Here is a 19,851-nt window from a genome sequence, read left to right on the forward strand (position 1 = left end):
CCTAACCCTCTTTAAAAATTAAGTTTATTACCTTTGCTGTGGCTTTTTCCATCTCCAATGTGAGTTTTTCAGATCTGTGTCTTACAATGTGGTAAAAAAGAACTGTAGGAATTGCAACAGATAAACCAGCCGCAGTAGTAAGAAGTGCCTCAGATATCCCACCAGCTAAAGCCTGAGCATTACCCACACCTTGCTCAGAAATTACAATAAATGTCTTTATCATACCCAAGACAGTACCTAAAAGTCCTAATAGTGGGGCAATATTACCTATTGTTTGCAAGGTAGGTAAGAATCTCTCCAACTTGGAAGCTTGAAATCTCCCAGTTTCTTCAGCAAGCTCCATGAGTCTTGTAACTGGCAAATCTAAATTATTTAATATTTCATACGCAATTTCACTCATAGGATTTTTCTGTAATTCACATAAATTTTTTGCATCCTCAAAATCCTTTTTTTCTAAATAAATGTATAGTTTCTCCATAAACGTTGATGGAACAAAATTATTTTTCCTCAAAGTAAACAATCTTTCCAAAAAAACAGCCAAAGATATCACAGAAAGCGCAATAATTGGGTACATAAGTACCCCACCCTTTTGTATAATTTCAAACATTTATCCCTCCACTTTTTTTAATATTTTCTCTATTTTTTCAGCCTTATCTTTTTTCCCCATCTTTAAATAACAATCTTTTGCATATTCCAAAGATTTTTTAACATATTTACTATCCTTAAATAGATAATATACTTTAAGAAAATGCTTTAAGGCATAGATATAATCTTTTTTATTAAAAAGATAAACCCCTTTAAAATACAATCCAGCTGGCACAAAATCTTTATCACCACTTTCTAATAGTTCCATAATATACTGATAGCTATCTTCACCAATAGTTTTCAAAAGATTTAAATATCTTTCAAGCCCATGATAGTATAAATTAATATCCTTATCTTTAAAAAATAAACTGTTTGTTAAAACCTCTTCTGCATCGTTTGATAAATCAATAATCTCTTTTCTACTCACATATTCATAACCACTTGATTTTTCCAATAACATTTTAAAAATTTCATAAGCTTTTTTATTATCAATATATTTTAAGCATTTTGCTTTTACAAAAAGTGCTTCATTGTTTTTGCTCTTTTTATAAGCCGTATCAGCATCAATTACGCAATTTTGATACAATTTATTTTTTTCATAAAAATTTGCTCTCAATAAAAGTGCTTCAGATTGATATTTTGAATTTGGATACTTTTTAAAAAAGTAATTTATGTATTTTATATAATTTTCCTTATCATCATTTTCAAAAGAAATTTTCGCTAATTGCAAAACTATAAAATCTTTATCCTGGAAATCATACTTTTCAATAATCTTTGCAATATCGTTTACAAAATTTTTCTCATTTTGTTCTTTTTTAATATTAATAAGTCCATAAATTGTATCAAAAAGATACTCTTTTTTATTAAGCAATGTTAAAAACAGATTTTCTGCCTCTTTATATTTTTTTAGTGAATATAATGATTTAGCTTTTAGCAACATAAGATAGTGATCATTAATATTTGATTTATCGATATAATAGATTACTTTGTCATATTTGCCAGCTAAAAACAGAAATTTTACCCCTTCTCTTAGAAATTTTAAATTATTAACATGTTTATTTAATATTTTTTCCCCTTTATTCAGTCTGTCAGTTTTAAAATAAATCAACATTTTTAAAAATTGAGTGTCTTCATCTTCATTCGACAATTTTTCAAGTTCATTAGAAGCCTGATTATATTTTTTTAAGTTATATAAAGATGCTGCTCTAAGAAAGAAAACCCTATTATCTTCTACTCCTTCAGTTATTTTTAATACATCACTATACTTTTTAAGATTATAAAAAACCTCAGCTTTTATTCTCTTACAAAGCATTGTATCACAATCAGCTACCAATAAAAATGCATCGTTATATCTTTTGTTAATGATTCGTATTTGAGCAACAATAAATCTTGCAATATCAATTTTTGTATCATCAAATGACTCATTTAAGTATTGGGTCAACAATTTTTCTGCTTTATCTAAGTCGATATAAACATAGCATATTCCTTTGTAAAGAATTGACTCTTTGTAAAGCTTGTCATTGAAAATTATTTTATCAAAATTTAAAATAGCCTTTTCATAATTATTATTTTTATAAAAGTACAAACCCAGATAAAAATATTTATACTCTTCAAGTTTACTATCTATAAATTGAATATTTTCCACTGATTTATAAGAAATATCAGGAAAATATTTAGAGAAATAAAACAACATCAAAGATAGTTTATCAATATCTTTAAACTGATTTATCTTTTCATCAGAAAAAATACCTTTTAATATTTCAAGTTTTACATTAAAATATTCATTAAAATATTTATCAGTAATACTATTTATAAGCTGTTCAGCTTCATCAAGCCTATTTAAAATTATTAAAGAATCAACAATAAATGGAGCGACATTATCACTTCTATAATCTAAAGAAACAACTTCATCATACTTGCCAGTAAAATACAAAGAAAGCACCAAAAAATCTTTGATAAAATCATAATCATAATTTGTTGATTTTATAAAATCGATAATTTCATAGTATTTTTGCATCGACCTTAATGTGCTTAAATAAACATATATAGAAAAAGGTGTCTTTTCTTCTAACTTATCAAAAACTTTTAAAAGATTTTTGTCTTTGGTTTCGTATAAATTTTCAAAATAAAAATCTGTTGCAACATTTTTGTAGATATTATCTGATAAAATTATGCTTTCTAATTGCTGATACGCATCTTTTTTAAACCCTGTCTTAAAAAGTGATATTGCATAAATAAGCTCAACTTCATCTTTTATTTCTTTAGTCTTAATTTTTTCATAATATTTTTTATAGTTTTCCAAAACCGAGATATAATCTCCCGATAAAAACTTCTTTATCAAATAATTTCTATAAGCCTTCTCTCCAACAAAAATTGCCGATAACCCTGTACCAAACTTTGTTGAATAAATCCCTCCAGGATCTTTTGCACTATATTCTTTTTTTTCAGGTGTCTTTATTTTAACTTTTACATCTTCAAGATAACTTGAAAAATTAGAAACACCTTGAAACTCAATTTTTACGTTTGTAAAAGTTGGTTTTACATCAAAATTGCTTATTTCCTTGCCAATAAAAGAAAATTTAGGGACTTCAATTGCAGCATAACCAACAGAATAGACAAAAAACAAACAGATTAAAAGTAATCTTTTTAACATTTTATTGAGTATTAGTTTGCTCTGGTGATGTTGGATTGCTATTAGAGCACCCTTCACAACCATAAAAAGCAACTACAGACACAAACAGCAACAAACTTATTAATAAAATTTTAATTATTCTTCCCATTTAAGTTCCTCCTTGTCAATCTCCTTAAAGAACGAGTAATCTGTAAGATCATACTTTAATGGCGTAACACTAATATAGCCGTTTTTAACCGCCTTGTCATCACTATTCTCGCCATTATCGTCAATAATCTTTTCCCCTGTAAGCCAGAAATATGTATTCCCTCTTGGGTCAACCCTTTTCTCAAAGGTATCAAGATAACGCGTTTTACCTTGAACAGTATATTTCCAACCTTTAATTTCCTCACGTTTTAAAGGTGGAACGTTTACATTAAAAAGCAAGTGATTTATTTCCTTATTACCATAAAGATATTTTGCAAAAAATGAGCCAAATTTTGCTGCAACAGAAAAATCATCATACTCAACTGATGCTAAGCTTATTGCAAAAGATGTTACACCAAGCATAGCACCTTCAGTAGCAGCGGAGACAGTCCCAGAATAAATAACATTTGAAGAGAGATTTGCCCCATGATTGATGCCTGAAACTACAAGATCAGGTTTTGTCGTCAAAATATCATCAAAAGCTAATTTCACACAATCAGCTGGTGTGCCTTTAACTCCATAGCCAAAGAACCTGTTTCTACGAGTAACTTCATAAATTCTTAAAGGATCAGAAATAGTGATAGCATGACCCACAGCACTTTGCTCAGTAATTGGTGCGACAACAATGACTTCTGCTATTTTAACCAGTTCCTCATAAAGAGCATAAATCCCTTTAGAATATATACCATCATCATTAGTTAGTAATATTTTCATTATCAACTCCTCCAAAATATATTTATATCAAAAATAGGTTTTATTCAACCTCGCATTTTCATATTTTGAAGCTATTTGCACATCTAAAGCTGCTAAATATCTCAGATTGCTGCGCTAACGCTCGCAATGACAAATTTTGGGGTCATTGCGACCCCGCCATTTAATAGCAGATGTTGAGTTTATAATTTTCTGAGTATATTATGTTATTGAAGTATAACTATCAAGATGTATAAATTAATGGCGGGGGAAGCAATCTCAAAACTATAGTGATATTAAAAAATTGACCTACTGTGCAACAGTTATGAAATTTTAAATTACTGCGCAATATCCTAGTTTCACATTATTTCAAATTTGTTTATTGAATAACTTGAAAATTAATTTTTCAACGTTATATTAGCATTTGTTTAAAACACAAACAGGAGGTAATAAATGTCATCATGCAATTCAAATAATTCTTGCAGCAGCTGTTCTTCTCAAAATAGTTGTGACACAAATGAAAAAGAACAACACACCAAAGAACTTTTAAGACAGAGATTATCAAAGATAAAATGCACCTTAATGGTAATGAGCGGAAAAGGTGGCGTGGGAAAATCCACCGTCAGCACTAATCTTGCTGCAATGCTCAATATGCTTGGACATAAAGTAGGTATTTTGGACGCTGATATCCATGGGCCAAACATTCCAAAGATGCTTGGCATCAACGAAAAGGGCGTTTTATCATCTGGTGAAGGGATTATCCCATTTGAACCAGTAGAAAATCTTAAAGTAATGTCAGTAGCTTTCCTTTTAAAGAGTGATGATGATGCGGTTATTTGGAGGGCTCCATTAAAACATAGTCTAATTGAGCAGTTTATAAGCGATGTAAACTGGGGTGAGCTTGATTTCCTTATAATAGACCTTCCACCGGGGACAGGTGATGAACCATTGAGCGTAGCACACGTTATTGAAGGTGTTGATGGTAGTATTATTGTTACAACCCCACAAGAAGTGGCTCTTCTTGATTCAAGAAAATCTGTAACCTTTAGCAGAAAGTTAAACATACCTGTTTTAGGTATAGTTGAAAATATGAGCGGTTTTGTTTGCCCTAATTGCGGTGAAAAAATAGATCTTTTCAAGGTTGGTGGTGGTGAAAAAGCAGCTAAAGAACTCAATGTGGACTTTTTAGGTAGAATCCCAATAGATCCATCGGTAGTATTAGAAGGGGATGCTGGTAAACCATATATTTTAGAGCATCCAGACTCTGAAGTATCAAAAGCTTTCAAAGAAATTGCAGAAAAAGTAATAGCAAAAACACTAAAAAAATAAAACTAGGGGGATAAGTTCTATCCCCCACTCTTTTTATTTTCACTCTTAAAACTTTAACAATTTATTTTATAATTTTGAAATTTATTATAATCCAATTCCCACACATTTAAGCTAACATGACATTCAACTTAGAACTTAGAACTCAGAACTTTGAACTTATACCTTCTCCCATTCAAAATTTATGATATTTTTTTCTTCAGAGCTAAATTCTATACCTACAAGGTAAATTTCATTCGACTTATCTAAATACTTTTCTGCATATTTTTTCTCTTTTATCTGCCTTAAAGCTTCACCCCTTTTACCATCTACCTTAAATTCAACTATATAAATCTTATCATTGACAAATAATGTCAAATCGATCCTACCCTTATTCGTCACATCCTCGCCTATAATCTTTATACCAAGTGAAGAAAGATAAGCAAAAATCACACTGGCATAAAAACCTTCATATAAATTTAATTCATTTTTCACATAATTGGTATATGGTATTGATGAAAAAAGTCTTATTAAAGCATCCTTAAAATCATTTAGATTTCCAAAATAAAGTGATTTTATTAGCGGTTCTTTAATCTTTGTATCACCATTATAAAGATAACGAATAATATAATCATTTAAAGATATCTGAACTTCCAAGTTTGGTATCCTGAGACTGTATTCTATTGACTGCAAAAGTTCATTTTGTATCACTTTATCTATGGTTAAATAACCAGATTGAAAAAGTAATACTTCTAAATCCATTTGCTCTATATCAAAGCTAGATAATATCTTATCATCAACTACTAAATTACTTAAATTTGGTAGAAAATAATTTCTCTCTTTTATCAATTTAATCAAAAAAGATGGCGTGCCTGTTTCAAACCAATAGTTTCTAAACAAATACCCGTTACTGATAAATTGTAAAATATCAAACGGATTATACACATTATCTTTTAAGAAGTTGTAACCATTGTACCATCTTTTTACTTTTTCCATATCCACGTTTTCTAAATATGGTTTAAAAGTTGTCTCAAGGTCATACTGTGTATAACCACAAATATTACCAAACCTTGGATTAAGGGAAATATCAGTAAGCATATTTAGTCCACTAAAAATCGATGCTTTTGAAAACTTACTCACACCAGTTAAAAATGCAAATTTGACATAAGCATCATTATCTTTGATTATAGAGTATAAACCTCTTAAAAATTCTCTATGCAACTTTGCTTGCTCAATATCTTCTATCACATCAAGAATAGGCTTGTCATACTCATCTATCAAAATCACTACTTTCTGATTGTATTTTTTATAAGCTTTATAAATCAAATCTCTAAAACAACTGCCTGGATCTGTTACATTATCACATGTTACTTCTAAGTTTTCTTGATTAAATTTAAAAATATCTAATGCAACCTGTTTTAAACTCTCAAGAGTCTGTAAATCCCCTGCCCAGCTTATTTTAATTACCGGGTACTTTTCATCCCAATCCCATTTATCATAAATGTATAAACCTTCAAAAAGCTTTTTATTCCCCTCAAAAAGCTCTTTTAGTGTATCCAAGAAAAGTGATTTACCAAATCTACGAGGGCGAGAAAGAAAAACATATTTATAATTGTCTACAAGTTCAAATGCTTCAAAAGTTTTATCCACATAAACATAATTATTTTCCCTTATCTCTTTAAAAGATTGAATACCTATTGGAAGCTTTTTCATGAAATTACCCCCTTAAAATTTTAACTAACTTTTAAAAGTTTATAAATACTAAGATCGCTTCTTCAGCTTACGCTTCCTCGCGATGACTGCCGCGTCATTGCTAGCGCCATCGAAGCAATCTGGTTAATTAAAACAACATATAATTCATTATATAATAACCCTAATATTTGTAAAGATGTTTCAAGTTTGTGTTATAGGTTTGACAATTTTGTCAACTTTTGACAATTTTTGTCAGCAACTGTATTGTTTGAGTTAAAACAATATTTTGATAGCAATAATAAATAGCTAATATACAACGAATTGGGATAATTATTTTTTACAACTTAATATTAAATTTTGGCACAGTATTTGCTTATTATAAAACAGAAAACCCATTAAGGAGGTAAATATGAAGAAAACGAACAAAAAAGGTTTTACTTTAATTGAGCTGCTCGTTGTAGTAGCTATCATCGGTATTTTAGCAGCTATTGCTATCCCCCAATTCGCAAAGTATAGAAAAAATGCTCAAGATTCTGCTGCTCTTAGTGATCTAAAAACAATTCAATCAACTGCAGAAGCTTTTTATGCTGACAAAAATCATTATCCATATTAATTTAGGAGGGTAAAATGAGAAAACTAATTTTTTTGATAGTTATATTATCTTTTGCATCATTATTATTTGCAGGTGATTTTACATTAGGTTCTACTGACAATGAAACAATAAAGCTTTCTGCAAATGTTTCTGCAGATTATGATGCAGACACAAACGGTAATCACTATGTAGCTGGAACAATGAGTTCTAAAGGTACAAAAAAATATGGTACAGCAGATACAGAGAGTGTGATTTATTATGATGAGTGTACAGGTAATGATTGCGCTGATGATAATGTCACTTTCTCTGGATACAGTAGTGGCTTATCAACAATTCAAGGATGGACTCCAATGGAATAACAATTGAACATTTTAGGGGAATCTATTTAAAGATTCCCCTTCTATATCAATAAGTTGTTAAATCTAAAAATATATTCTCTAAATCTTTTTTTGTAGGTAAGATATCGAAAATTATAACTTTTTTTTCTTTTAATAAATCAATTATATTTACAATTTCGTCTTTTGCACATTTAATCTCATAAAGTCCTTCTTGAAGCTTTATAAATTTTAAACCCAAATTAGGGACTTCTTTGTTTACTATAATAGTAAAACCTGTAGTAGTGAGATATTTTATTTCTGTTCTTGTGAGTGATTTAACTACTTTGCCTTTATTAACGATTATTACTCGTGAGCAAATATCCTCAATATCTGGTATTATGTGAGAGCTAAAAAAGATTGTGACACCTTTATCGCTTAATTCTCTCATTTTATTTTTAAACAATACTCTACCTATTGGGTCAAGACCACTCATAGGCTCATCCAATATCAAAATTTCTGGATTATGTATGATTGCTGCTGCAAACCCTACTCTTTGAATCATCCCTTTGCTATATTTTCTTACAGGTCTTTTAGCAGCCTCTTTCAACTCAAACTCTTCTAAAAGTTCCCACGCTCTTTTTTTAGCAACATCCTTATCTATCCCATACATACTTGCAGAAAACATCAATAAATCAAAACCTGTAAGTGTATCAAAATACTGAGGATTTTCTGGCATAAATCCCAATCTCTTTCTTGCCTCAGGAAGCCTAGAATCAATACCATCTATCAACACTTCCCCTTTATCTGCTCTTATCAAATCAAGCATTATCTTAATTGTTGTACTTTTACCTGCTCCATTTGGACCTAAAAAGCCTAAAATTTCACCTTGCTCAATTTCAAAGCTCATCCCATTTAAGGCATTTACTTTTTTCCCTTTAACTTTGTATGTTTTAAAAAGATTATTTACTTTTACTTTTCCCATATTTATTCCCCTTTTTATCTATAAATGCTAATTTGCTTGTAGTTCTAACCTTTCCATCTTTATCTAAGTAAAATTTGCCACCATATGGATCCACTGGTATCTTCTTTAATACTTGAGACTTGACCAAATCTTCAATTGTTTTAGGTTTTTTACCAAACTTTTTCTCATAATTTTTAACAGCTTGCTCAATTTGGTAAATAGCTTCCAAAGCTCTTAACCTTATTTCATAAGATTTTCTAATACTTTCTTTTCTAGTAATTTTTATCATAGTCTTTAAGTATGCTATACCAAGCTCAGTTTCACCACCTTCATAAAAATACCTTGCAGCCAATTTCGTAAATAATGGTGACTTTGATATTTCTGAAGCTTTTTTATAATATTTGGCAGCTTTTTTATAATCTTTTAAAAAATATGCATAATTAAAACCGATAAAAAATGGTATCTTAAAATCCCATGTCCTATATTTCATTACATATTCAAGCAATCTGTTAACTTCATTTACCCTACCAATATCCCATGTAAAAGCTGCTTGAGCAAAATAATAAGCATCCTCATTATAAGGGTTAAGTAAAATTGATGTTTCTATTGTCCTGTATAAATTATAATACTCAACTTCATTATACCTTCTTTGCTGAACTTTTTCCACCTTCCCACCATAGTAGATTATCGCTTTAAATGATAAATATTCACCCATAAACCATCTATATTCACCAAGTATAGCTTTATAAAATTTCCCCTGTGGTGTATATCCAAGCTTTTCAAAAAGTGGACGGTTTTGCATATCTTTTTTAAAATAAGGCGTATAAATTACCAACAAAACAATTGAAAGTATAAAAACAAATATAAATAAAGAGTTATTTACTTTTTTTGTCATGTTAAGTCCCGCTTATTAAAAATCATTACAGCAAGACTTATCACAACCATTAAATAAATGAAAAAATAACCTAAAGAAAACAATATTGACTGAGTACTTATTTTTAAAGAATACGCTGCATAAGCCGTCAAATCAAAAGCAGAAAAATTTGGTAAAATATAATAAACAACCTTTACAACAATTTTTACAAAATTTGAAATGTGTTCCTTACTTTTTAAAATATAATCATATATACCCTGGATTGAATTCCCAGCTAAAAAAATCGCAATTGTGGAAAAAACGGGTGTAAAAAAGGATGTAGAAAAAGATGCAAATAAAAAACCGCAAGCTAGTAACAAAGCATATTTTAAAAAAGAGAAGATATACGCACCAAAAATATTAAACCATAAAATAGGTAAGTCAGATTTATAAAAACTTGCAGATATTTTTATAGCTACCACACCTAATACAAAGTTTATTAAAGTAATAAATAATAAAATAATAACAAAACCTAGGTATCTACCAATAAAATAGTTTACTCTCGTAACTGGATAATGAAGTAATGTAAAAGTATATTTTCTCTCAATATCTCTCCATATAGTATAAGTGCCACCAAAAATAGATAAAATAAGTAAAATAAAAAAATTTAATGAAATAGACATAGTAATGGAAATTTCCTGTAATTGTCTCATAGAAAAATAACTAAAAACAGGTATAAAAGCATAAATCAAAATTGAAGATGCAATTAGTAAAAATAACCTATCCTTCAACAATGTCTTTATAGTAAACTTTATGAATTTCATACTCACCTCAAATCAAATTTTTTATATCATTTTTGAATCATACGTCTTTTAAAATAACTAAACAACCTCACTAATTAATTTATTATTAATAAGATAATTGTGCAATATATTTATGCCATAACTTGATTAAATCAATTATTATTGTAAGACATCATCTGTTAAGCATTGTTATCACAATGAATCTATTAATATTTTCTATTACAATTTACACATATATATCTTGCTATTAACCTATCATTAAGCTTTCATCTTATCATAAAGTTATTTGTTATAGATTATTTCAATAAATATTTTTCATGACTTAAAATTTATTTAGTTTTACTTAATTTACCTATTTTCTAATATTATTTTACAATATTTATAATGCAATCAATCATTAATAACACAAAAAACTACTATTATGCTTTTTATATCAAAATGTTACAAAACTATTGACAATTTATAATTTCTATAATAAAAAGTTGTTATACGGGAGGGAATAATGAAAAAAAGAAAAATACTTGCAGCAAACAGAGGTGAAATTGCAATAAGGATTTTTAGAGCAGCAACAGAATTAGGTTTTAGCACAGTTGCAATTTACTCAGAAGAAGATAAATACTCACTACACAGGTACAAAGCTGATGAAGCTTATTTTGTTGGAAAAGGTTTAGACCCTGTTTCTGCTTATTTAAATATAGATGAGATTGTAGATTTATGCGTCAGGAAAAAAATAGAGTTTGTTCACCCAGGATACGGCTTTTTGGCTGAATCTTATGAATTTGCAGAAAAATGTCAAAAAACTGGCATAAAATTTATAGGACCCTCTCCAGAAACTATAAAAATTTTTGGAGACAAAAAGATAGCAAAAGATCTTGCCAAAGAATGTGGAGTGCCAGTTATTGAAGGTTCAGACATAATAAACTCTCTTGAAGAAGCAAAATCTTTAGCTAAATCTATAGGCTATCCACTCATGATAAAAGCGACTGCTGGAGGTGGTGGAAGAGGTATTAGAATTGTACATAATGAAAAAGAATTAGCAGAAAACTTTGATTCTGCAAAATCTGAAGCTTTTAAAGCCTTTGCAAATGATGATGTAATATTAGAAAAGTATATAGAAAAACCAAAACATATAGAAGTTCAACTTTTAGCAGACAAATATGGAAATATTGTACACCTTTATGAAAGGGATTGTTCTATACAGAGAAGGCATCAAAAATTAATAGAAATAGCACCAGCTTTTACCATACCAGAAAAAGTATTAAACCAAATGTATGAAGCCGCAATTGAAATAGGTAAAAAATCTCATTTAGTTAGTGCTGCCACAGTGGAATTTTTAGTAGATAAAAATAACAATTTCTATTTTTTAGAAGTAAACCCAAGAATACAGGTTGAACATACCATTACAGAGTTAGTCACTGGGGTAGATATCGTTCAATCACAGATTTTTATTGCCGATGGTAAAAAACTTTCGGATAAAGAAATAAATTTAAAAAGTCAAAAAGATATCACTAAACACGGTTACTCAATTCAGTGTAGAATTACAACCGAAGATCCAGAAAATAACTTTATGCCAGACACAGGAACATTAGAAGTTTATAGATCAGCATCTGGCTTTGGTATAAGATTAGATGCAGGAAACGCATATACAAACGCAAAAATTACCCCCTATTACGATTCTTTATTAGTAAAAGTTTCATCTTGGGCTATTACTTTTGAACAAGCTGCTAAAAAAATGCTTAGAGCTTTAAGTGAATTTAGAGTTAGAGGTGTAAAAACAAATATTCAATTTTTAGAAAATGTGATATCGCATCCGAACTTTTTGTCTGGTAACTTCGATACAACATTTGTAGATAATACAAAAGAACTTTTCGTTTTTAGAAAAAGGCGAGATAGAGCAACAAAAGCACTTAAATTTTTAGGGAATAACATAGTTAATAACCCTTCTAATGCCAAAATTCCTGATGATATGGTTTTGCCAGAAATTAAACCTCCTGTAATCAAATATGGTGAAAAAATACCAGCTGGAACAAGAGATATTCTACTTAGGAGAGGTGTCGAAGGGGTTTTAGATTTTATACAAAAGTCAAAGGAAACTCTGTTTACAGATACTACCTTTAGGGATGCTCACCAATCACTTCTTGCTACAAGACTTAGGACTTTTGACATGCTCCAAATAGCCGATGCCTACGCTCATCATATGCATCATCTTTTTTCTCTTGAAATGTGGGGTGGAGCTACCTTTGATGTGGCTTACAGATTTTTAAAAGAGTCTCCATGGGAAAGGTTAAGATTACTAAAAGATAAAATTCCAAATATACTTTTTCAAATGCTTATTAGGGCTTCAAATGCCGTAGGTTATACAAATTATCCTGATAATGTGGTAAAAAAATTCATAGAGTTGTCAGCTAAAAATGGTATTGATGTTTTTAGGATTTTTGACTGTTTCAACTGGACAGCTCAAATTATCCCTGTAATCGAAGAGGTAAAAAAACAAGGTAAAATCGCCGAAGCTGCAATTTGTTATACTGGAGATATATTAGATACAAAAAGAGATAAGTATTCGCTTAAGTATTATGTAAACTTAGCAAAAGAGCTTGCTGATGCTGGGACAGATATTTTGGCAATAAAAGACATGGCTGGATTGGTAAAACCTTATGCAGCCAAAAAACTAATTAAAGCGATAAAAGAGGAAACAGGCTTGCCTATACATTTTCATACACATGATACAAGTGGTAATGGAGAAAGTGCCATACTTATGGCTATAGAATCAGGCGCTGATATTGTTGATGCAGCAATTAGTTCCATGAGTGGATTAACAAGTCAGCCAAACTTAAACTCCATAGTAGCAGCTTTGGACAATACAGAACATCAATCCTCGATAGACAAAGAATGGGCTCAAAAAATCTCTGACTATTTTGAAAGGGTCAGAAGGTATTACTTCCCATTTGAAAGTGGATTAAAAGCAGCAACTGCAGAAGTATATGAGCATGAAATCCCAGGTGGCCAATATTCAAACCTTGTAGTTCAGGTGGAAGCCTTAGGTTTACTTGATAGATGGGAAGAAGTAAGAAAAATGTACAAAGAAGTAAATGAAGCTCTTGGTGATATAATAAAAGTTACACCATCATCAAAAGTAGTGGGTGATTTAGCACTTTTCTTAGTAAGAAACAATCTAACAATTAATGACTTGTACGAAAAAGGGGACACCCTATCCTTCCCTGATTCAGTTGTAAGTTTTTTTAAAGGTTATTTAGGCCAACCTTATGGAGGATTTAACGAAAAATTGCAAAAAATTGTACTTAAAGATGAAAAACCTATTACATGCCGTCCTGGTGAGCTTTTAGAACCTTTTGACTTTGAAAAAGCTAAAAAAGAATTAGAGTCAAAATTTAAAAATCACAGTTTTACAGACGAAGATTTGATCTCTTATGCACTTTATCCGAAGGTTTTTGAAGACTATATCAAGTTTGTGGATGAATATGGTGATGGAGCTATTTTTGATACAAAATCATTCTTTTATCCATTGAAGCCTGGTGAAGAGATTAGCGTTGATATAGAAGAAGGGAAAACTCTAATTATTAAATACATTGGGGTAAGTGAAGTTGACGAAAAAGGTTATAGAAGACTGTTTTTTGAGTTAAATGGTCAACCAAGAACAGTATCTGTAAAAGATGAAAAAATCTCTGACATTATTAAATCTAATGTTAAAGGAGATATTACTAACCCAAAACATATCTGTGCCACAATGCCAGGCAAAATTGTAAAAATATTTGTAAAAGAAGGTGATGAAGTTAAAAAAGGTGATTTATTAGTTATCACAGAAGCAATGAAAATTGAAACAAAAATAAATGCTAACTGTGATGGAAAAGTAGAAGAGCTCCTCCTGCACGAGGGGGATAAAATAGAAGCTGGCGATTTAATCCTGAAGCTGTCCTAAAAGGGCAGCTCCCCCTCATAAAATTTTCTAATCTTTCTTTACATGGACATCCATCTGAGGATAAGGGATTACAACACCCTCTGCATCAAATCTCTCTTTTATCCTTTCTAACAAATCAAACTTGACAGCCCAATAATCAGAAGCTTTTACCCAAGGCCTTACAACAATATTGATAGAGCTATCAGCAAGCTCAGCAACTGCAATTGTGCACGCAGGTTCTTTTAAAATCCTTCCATCACTGTTTACTATTTTCTCTAAAATAGCCTTTGCCTTCTTAATATCAGATTCATAGCTAATCCCAATTGTTAGATCGACACGCCTAGTATCATTTGCAGAAAAATTTGTGATGGGATTACCTATAATACTTGAGTTTGGCACAATAATCTTTTTGTTATCAGGAGTTAATAATTCAGTATTGAAGATAGAAATTTTCTGAACACTACCCGAAATACCACCAACTTCTACAAAATCCCCAACCTTAAAAGGCTTTGTCAATAATATCAATACTCCAGAACCAAAATTTGACAAATTACTCTGCAATGATAAACCAATAGCAAGAGTGGCAGCACCAATAATAGCAGCTAAAGATGTAGTCTTAAACCCAAGAGTATTTAAAGCAATTACAACTGAAATTATAAAAAGTGCATAATAGAGTAAATCAGATAAAAAATCTACAAGCATCTCATCAGCGTTTGCTTTTTTCAAACCCAAACCAGCAAGCTTTGAAATTTTCTTTGATAAAAACCTACCCACAATGATTATTAAAATAGCCAAAACAACTTTTATTGTATAGCCAATCAAAATACCCCTATAAACATTCCAGTCCATCAAAACCTCCTTTATTTTTTAAAAACTCTATGTTAATATAATGTTATGATGGTAAAATTCAAGAAAGAGTTATTAGAAAAAATAATTGATAACTTTGAAAAATTTTATATCCATATAATGCCTCACAAAAATTTAGTTATTGGCAATAGAGGTCTGATAGACCAAGAAAAAGAAAAAGGTCTAATGCTTGTCTTTGGCCCCTATTCTTACAAAGAGTTTAGATGGGATGATGAAAATATTTATGTTTCAATGAGATTTTCTGGAGTTTGGGAATACTTGATTATTCCATTTGAATCAATTGTGTCTGTTTTTGACGATCCATTAAATCCAAGTTTTGTAATCAGTTTTAGATATACTCCAGAAGAAAAAGAGGTAGAAGAAGAAAAACCAAAAGTTGAAAAAATAAAAGAAAATGAAAAGGTTATTAAATTAAACTTCCCACGGAAAAATAAATAATGAATAATTTTTTTGCCTCATTAACAGAATTTTTAAACTACACAATTATTGATATAAAATTGAAAAAGCTTTTAATATTTTTTGGTATCCTTTTTGTATTTTTTCTTTTAAAGCAAATCTTATCTAAAATATTATTTAAATCTATCAAAAAGTTAACAGCTAAAACCAAAACAGAAATAGATGACTATTTAATAGAATCTATTGAAAAACCTCTAAAGCTAATAATTGTTATGATTGGATTTCATATTGCATTTTTATATTTGAATCTTCCTCCCAATCCTCAACAGCTTGTATCTCATGTTATAAATTCGTTTATAATCTTTGCTATATTTTGGGCTCTGTACAAATCAGAAACTATAATTAGCAACTCAATTGAAAAATATTTTAAAGAAAGAAATTACGAATTGATAGAGAGCTTTTTGCCGTTCATTAATAAATTTATAAAAGTTACTATCATAATTTTTGGAGTTATTTTTATTATTCAAGAGTGGGGTTATAATGTAGGAGCATTAATAACAGGGCTTGGTATTGGTGGAGTTGCTGTAGCTCTTGCTGCAAAAGATACCCTCGCAAACTTTTTTGGTAGTATAATGATACTTATTGATAGACCCTTTAGAGTAGGTGATTGGATAATATGTAATAATATCGAAGGGATTGTTGAAGATATTGGCTTTAGAAGTACAAGAGTAAGGACTTTTGCAAAAGCCCTTGTTTCTATACCAAATTCTATTGTAGCCACTTCACCAATAACAAATTGGTCACTAAGAGACAGACGACGTATTAAAACTATAATTGGAGTAACATACTCTACACCAAGGGATAAATTAGAAAGAGTTGTTAATCAAATCAGGGAAATGTTGATAAATCATCAAGATATACATGATGAACCATTGATGGTCTATTTTACCGATTTTAATAGCAGTAGCTTGGATATTTTTATTTATTGCTTTACTAAAACTAGCGTTTGGTCAGATTATTTGGCAATCAAGCAGGATGTGAATTTAAAAATCATGGAAATTTTAGAAAGTTTAGAAATAGAATTTGCTTTTCCATCAACCTCTATTTATGTAGAAAAACTACCGGAAAATTTAAAAGTTTAAAATATCAAGTTCACAAATATTTTTAACCTCACCAATCTCATAAGCGTATTTATAAAATAGATTAAGCCCTTCAATATGCTTTTTACTCAAGTTATAATTAATAATTTCCCAGTAATCTATTATTTGATAAGGGGTTAACCCCTTAAAAAAGTAATGCTCCACAAGGGATGAAAGATTTAATTTGCTATCATTTTTTATTTTTATGAGCTCATTATAAAGTTTTTTTATAAGTTCTCTTTTTTTTGAATAGGTTTCTTTAGAAACTAACCATAAAGCATAGACAAATGGTAAGCCTGTAGCCTCATACCATATTTTACCTAAATCAAATATATATTTAAATTCATTGTTATAATATTTATACAACGCCTTATCACCAATGTATAAAAATGCTTCACATTCATCTTTATTAGGTGAAAAATTTATTTCCACATTGTAAAATTTTTTAAAAATAATTTTTAATAGAACAATACTTGTGCCAGACTCCTCAGTTAAATAAATTTTTTTATTTTTCAAATATTTTATGTCATAGTTAGAAAATAAACATACACTTTTTACTTCTTTTAAAGAACTAATTGATATATCAGGCAAAATATAGTAGTTACCACAATTTCTAACATACTCTATACTACTACAACATGATATATCTATCCCCCCCTCTCTTAATGCTTTGTTTAAAATAGAAGGGTAAGATTTGATAAACCTAAATTCTTCAAAATTTTTCTTTTTTAAGTTGTAAAAAATTGGGTAAACATTTGCATATTCTATCTCACCAATAATAAGCATATTAAACCACCAAAAATTTTATTCCTATTATGATTAAAACTACCCCACCAAGTATTTCCATCTTATCACCAAAAAATTTTCTTGATAAACTTCCAAAATAAACACCAAAGATAGAAAAAACAGCACAAACAATTCCGATTATTAGTGATGATAAAAATATATTATTGTTTCCTACTGCTAATGTAAGTCCAACACCTAATGCATCCAAACTAGTAGCAATTGATAAATAAACCAAAGAAAAACCTCTGGTTGGATCTGATGCATAACAGTGGTCACCCTCATCTTTTATACCATCTTTTACCATCTTATAACCTATAAAAAAAAGAATAACTGCGGCAAAATAGTTTAATCCAGCAACATAATTCTTTAATACTGTTCCAATATAAGCACCAATCAGAGGCATCATAAACTGAAATAATCCAAAATGAAAGGCTAGTCTAAAATAGTGCCTTAAGGTATTAAATTTACAACCAACTCCAAATGAGACAGAAAAAGCATCCATACTCAAAGCAAATGCAATTGCAAATACTTCTATATAATTCATAATATTTTAAATAATAACTCAGCATATATTAATGTAAGTATAAGTGAAAATGGATAAACTGCCGCATAACTAATAGAAGGTAACTCATTGCCAGCCATATTGTTAACTACACCCAATGAAGGAGTAGATGTAAAACTCCCAGCAAGTAAACCCAAAAATTGTAAGCCATTCACTTTTAATTTTTTTAAAAATATATAGCTAAATACAAAAGTTACGGTTATAAGCACAGAAAGTGATATTATAATAGGGTAAAAACTGTATTCAGATAGAGATTCGAATAAATATTTACCTGCATTTGTACCAACAGAAGTCACAAAAAGCAACTGTCCCAAAACTTTCATCAAAGTATTTGAATGTGGGGAAAGCTGCCAGACAATAGGACCTATCCTACCTACTCTGCCTAAAATCAATGCAACCAGTAAAATCCCACCCACAAAGCTTAACTTAAACAACCCAACAAATGGTAATCCAATAGGAAACATCCCAACCAGTATCCCCATCACTATACCCAATGAAATTGGGAGAAAATCTGCAGCAGGAAAAGCCATTAAATTATCACCAATTAACTTTATTATTTTATCTTTATTCTTTTCAGGGCCAACAATATATAATTTATCACCAAGCATTAGATGAACTTCAGGCATAGGGGATATATCAATCCCTGATCTTCTAATTTTAGTTATTCTCCCACCGTAAGAGTATAGTTCTTTCAATTCAGATATTTTTTTACCCACTACATCTTTATTACTAACTAAAAGCCTGTAAATTTTCATATCATCTTTAAACTCAATATTTGATTGGCATTCTTCACCAGCCACAATTTTCAATCTCTTTAGCTGTTCTTCAGTGCCAGTAGCTCTAATGATATCCCCATAATGAATCACGAAATCTTCTATAATATCATGTATTTCGTACTCAGATTCTATCCTTTCTATAATAGTACCTGTCATCCTTTCCAAATCAGATTTTTTAATCATTTCTTTTTTAAAAATTTCATTGGTAACTCTAAAATTCTTTGTGATAATTGGAGGATTATTCTTTATAACATTTAACTTATATTTTTCGTATTCTTTATTAAAATCTATCTTAAAAATAATAGGTAATATCCTAAACAAAATAACTGTAACAACTAATGCGAAAGGGTAAACAATACCAAATATGACAGAAATTGTGTGTGAATTTCTAACCTCCAAAGATGCAGCCAAAGCTGGAGCAGAAGTAAAAGTGCCAGTATAAATTCCGGAAGCCACATCCTCACTTAAATTGAAATACCAACAAACAACCAGTATGCCAAAATAAATCGCACTAATAAAAATAAATGAGAAAAAATTAAGTTTTATCCCCTCTTTTTTTAAAGAATCAAAAAAACCTGGCCCTGTTTGTAAACCAATAGCATAAATAAAAATTGCAAGACCAAAATATTTAAATATTTCAGGAATAACAACTCCATAATGTCCAGCAATTAAAGACACAATCAATAATCCAGCAATATCTAAATTAAAACTTTTAATTTTAAGGTTACCTAAAAACAAACCAATAGAAAAAAGTAAGAATATGAAAAAAACTGTATTTAAATAATCCATATCA

The 19,851-nt window shown here is 29.8% G+C and carries 18 protein-coding genes; 6 read left to right on the forward strand and 12 right to left on the reverse strand.

Annotation, left to right across the window (positions count from 1 at the left end; all coding sequences use genetic code 11):
• Window position 1 precedes the first annotated feature (1 nt).
• Genes DEFDS_RS06360 through surE form a run of 4 tightly spaced genes read right to left on the reverse strand, consistent with a single transcriptional unit; the run spans window position 2 to window position 4,117 of the window.
• Window positions 2–607: a MotA/TolQ/ExbB proton channel family protein gene (locus tag DEFDS_RS06360; RefSeq protein ID WP_013007979.1), complete on the reverse strand. Its 606-nt coding sequence runs from the start codon at window positions 605–607 to the stop codon at window positions 2–4.
• Complete coding sequence (locus DEFDS_RS06365; protein WP_041223659.1) at window positions 608–3,238, reverse strand: tetratricopeptide repeat protein; 2,631 nt, start codon at window positions 3,236–3,238, stop codon at window positions 608–610. It abuts the gene before it with no gap.
• A gap of 1 nt (window position 3,239) precedes the next feature.
• Window positions 3,240–3,365, reverse strand: a complete 126-nt coding sequence (locus DEFDS_RS13325; RefSeq protein ID WP_269446351.1) for a hypothetical protein — start codon at window positions 3,363–3,365, stop codon at window positions 3,240–3,242.
• Complete coding sequence (surE, locus tag DEFDS_RS06370) at window positions 3,353–4,117, reverse strand: 5'/3'-nucleotidase SurE (RefSeq protein WP_013007981.1); 765 nt, start codon at window positions 4,115–4,117, stop codon at window positions 3,353–3,355. The genes DEFDS_RS13325 and surE overlap by 13 nt, the downstream gene beginning before the upstream one ends.
• Window positions 4,118–4,546: 429 nt before the next feature.
• On the opposite strand from surE, the gene DEFDS_RS06375 reads away from it, so the two are divergent.
• Entirely contained in the window at window positions 4,547–5,422 is an 876-nt protein-coding gene (locus DEFDS_RS06375; protein WP_013007982.1) for an Mrp/NBP35 family ATP-binding protein, read from the forward strand.
• Window positions 5,423–5,578: 156 nt separating this feature from the next.
• On the opposite strand, the gene DEFDS_RS06380 is transcribed toward DEFDS_RS06375, so the two are convergent.
• Window positions 5,579–7,111 carry an ATP-binding protein gene (locus DEFDS_RS06380; RefSeq protein ID WP_013007983.1) on the reverse strand — a complete coding sequence of 511 codons (1,533 nt, stop codon included), beginning with the start codon at window positions 7,109–7,111 and terminating at the stop codon, window positions 5,579–5,581.
• Between the two features lie 388 nt (window positions 7,112–7,499).
• Between DEFDS_RS06380 and DEFDS_RS13330 the strand changes: the two genes are divergently transcribed.
• On the forward strand, window positions 7,500–7,703 hold the full coding sequence (locus DEFDS_RS13330) for a type IV pilin protein (protein ID WP_013007984.1): 204 nt from the start codon (window positions 7,500–7,502) through the stop codon (window positions 7,701–7,703).
• Between the two features lie 14 nt (window positions 7,704–7,717).
• Complete coding sequence (locus tag DEFDS_RS06390) at window positions 7,718–8,041, forward strand: hypothetical protein (RefSeq protein ID WP_013007985.1); 324 nt, start codon at window positions 7,718–7,720, stop codon at window positions 8,039–8,041.
• A 46-nt stretch (window positions 8,042–8,087) separates the two neighbouring features.
• On the opposite strand, the gene DEFDS_RS06395 is transcribed toward DEFDS_RS06390, so the two are convergent.
• Genes DEFDS_RS06395 through DEFDS_RS06405 form a run of 3 tightly spaced genes read right to left on the reverse strand, consistent with a single transcriptional unit; the run spans window position 8,088 to window position 10,637 of the window.
• Complete coding sequence (locus DEFDS_RS06395; protein ID WP_013007986.1) at window positions 8,088–8,981, reverse strand: ABC transporter ATP-binding protein; 894 nt, start codon at window positions 8,979–8,981, stop codon at window positions 8,088–8,090.
• The gene (locus DEFDS_RS06400) at window positions 8,959–9,855 is read right to left on the reverse strand and encodes a hypothetical protein (protein ID WP_013007987.1); all 897 of its coding nucleotides are present in this window, start codon (window positions 9,853–9,855) and stop codon (window positions 8,959–8,961) included. Before DEFDS_RS06400 ends, DEFDS_RS06395 begins: the two co-directional genes overlap by 23 nt.
• The gene (locus DEFDS_RS06405) at window positions 9,852–10,637 is read right to left on the reverse strand and encodes an ABC transporter permease (protein ID WP_013007988.1); all 786 of its coding nucleotides are present in this window, start codon (window positions 10,635–10,637) and stop codon (window positions 9,852–9,854) included. The genes DEFDS_RS06400 and DEFDS_RS06405 overlap by 4 nt, the downstream gene beginning before the upstream one ends.
• A gap of 481 nt (window positions 10,638–11,118) precedes the next feature.
• On the opposite strand from DEFDS_RS06405, the gene DEFDS_RS06410 reads away from it, so the two are divergent.
• Window positions 11,119–14,553 (forward strand): pyruvate carboxylase, encoded by a 3,435-nt coding sequence (locus DEFDS_RS06410; RefSeq protein WP_013007989.1) that lies wholly within the window; start codon window positions 11,119–11,121, stop codon window positions 14,551–14,553.
• Window positions 14,554–14,580: 27 nt separating this feature from the next.
• On the opposite strand, the gene DEFDS_RS06415 is transcribed toward DEFDS_RS06410, so the two are convergent.
• Window positions 14,581–15,381: a mechanosensitive ion channel family protein gene (locus tag DEFDS_RS06415; RefSeq protein WP_013007990.1), complete on the reverse strand. Its 801-nt coding sequence runs from the start codon at window positions 15,379–15,381 to the stop codon at window positions 14,581–14,583.
• A gap of 45 nt (window positions 15,382–15,426) precedes the next feature.
• Between DEFDS_RS06415 and DEFDS_RS06420 the strand changes: the two genes are divergently transcribed.
• Window positions 15,427–15,837 (forward strand): ClpXP protease specificity-enhancing factor SspB, encoded by a 411-nt coding sequence (locus tag DEFDS_RS06420; protein ID WP_013007991.1) that lies wholly within the window; start codon window positions 15,427–15,429, stop codon window positions 15,835–15,837.
• Window positions 15,837–16,937: a mechanosensitive ion channel family protein gene (locus DEFDS_RS06425; RefSeq protein WP_013007992.1), complete on the forward strand. Its 1,101-nt coding sequence runs from the start codon at window positions 15,837–15,839 to the stop codon at window positions 16,935–16,937. The genes DEFDS_RS06420 and DEFDS_RS06425 overlap by 1 nt, the downstream gene beginning before the upstream one ends.
• On the opposite strand, the gene DEFDS_RS06430 is transcribed toward DEFDS_RS06425, so the two are convergent.
• The 3 genes from DEFDS_RS06430 to DEFDS_RS06440 are packed head-to-tail and all read right to left on the reverse strand — an operon-like array spanning window position 16,926 to window position 19,847.
• Window positions 16,926–17,720 (reverse strand): menaquinone biosynthetic enzyme MqnA/MqnD family protein, encoded by a 795-nt coding sequence (locus tag DEFDS_RS06430; protein WP_013007993.1) that lies wholly within the window; start codon window positions 17,718–17,720, stop codon window positions 16,926–16,928. The genes DEFDS_RS06425 and DEFDS_RS06430 overlap by 12 nt on opposite strands.
• Before the next feature lies 1 nt (window position 17,721).
• Complete coding sequence (locus DEFDS_RS06435; RefSeq protein WP_013007994.1) at window positions 17,722–18,264, reverse strand: manganese efflux pump MntP; 543 nt, start codon at window positions 18,262–18,264, stop codon at window positions 17,722–17,724.
• On the reverse strand, window positions 18,261–19,847 hold the full coding sequence (locus DEFDS_RS06440; RefSeq protein WP_013007995.1) for an aspartate:alanine exchanger family transporter: 1,587 nt from the start codon (window positions 19,845–19,847) through the stop codon (window positions 18,261–18,263). The genes DEFDS_RS06435 and DEFDS_RS06440 overlap by 4 nt, the downstream gene beginning before the upstream one ends.
• Window positions 19,848–19,851: the final 4 nt, after the last annotated feature.

This window comes from Deferribacter desulfuricans SSM1, assembly GCF_000010985.1.
Lineage (GTDB): Bacteria > Chrysiogenota > Deferribacteres > Deferribacterales > Deferribacteraceae > Deferribacter > Deferribacter desulfuricans.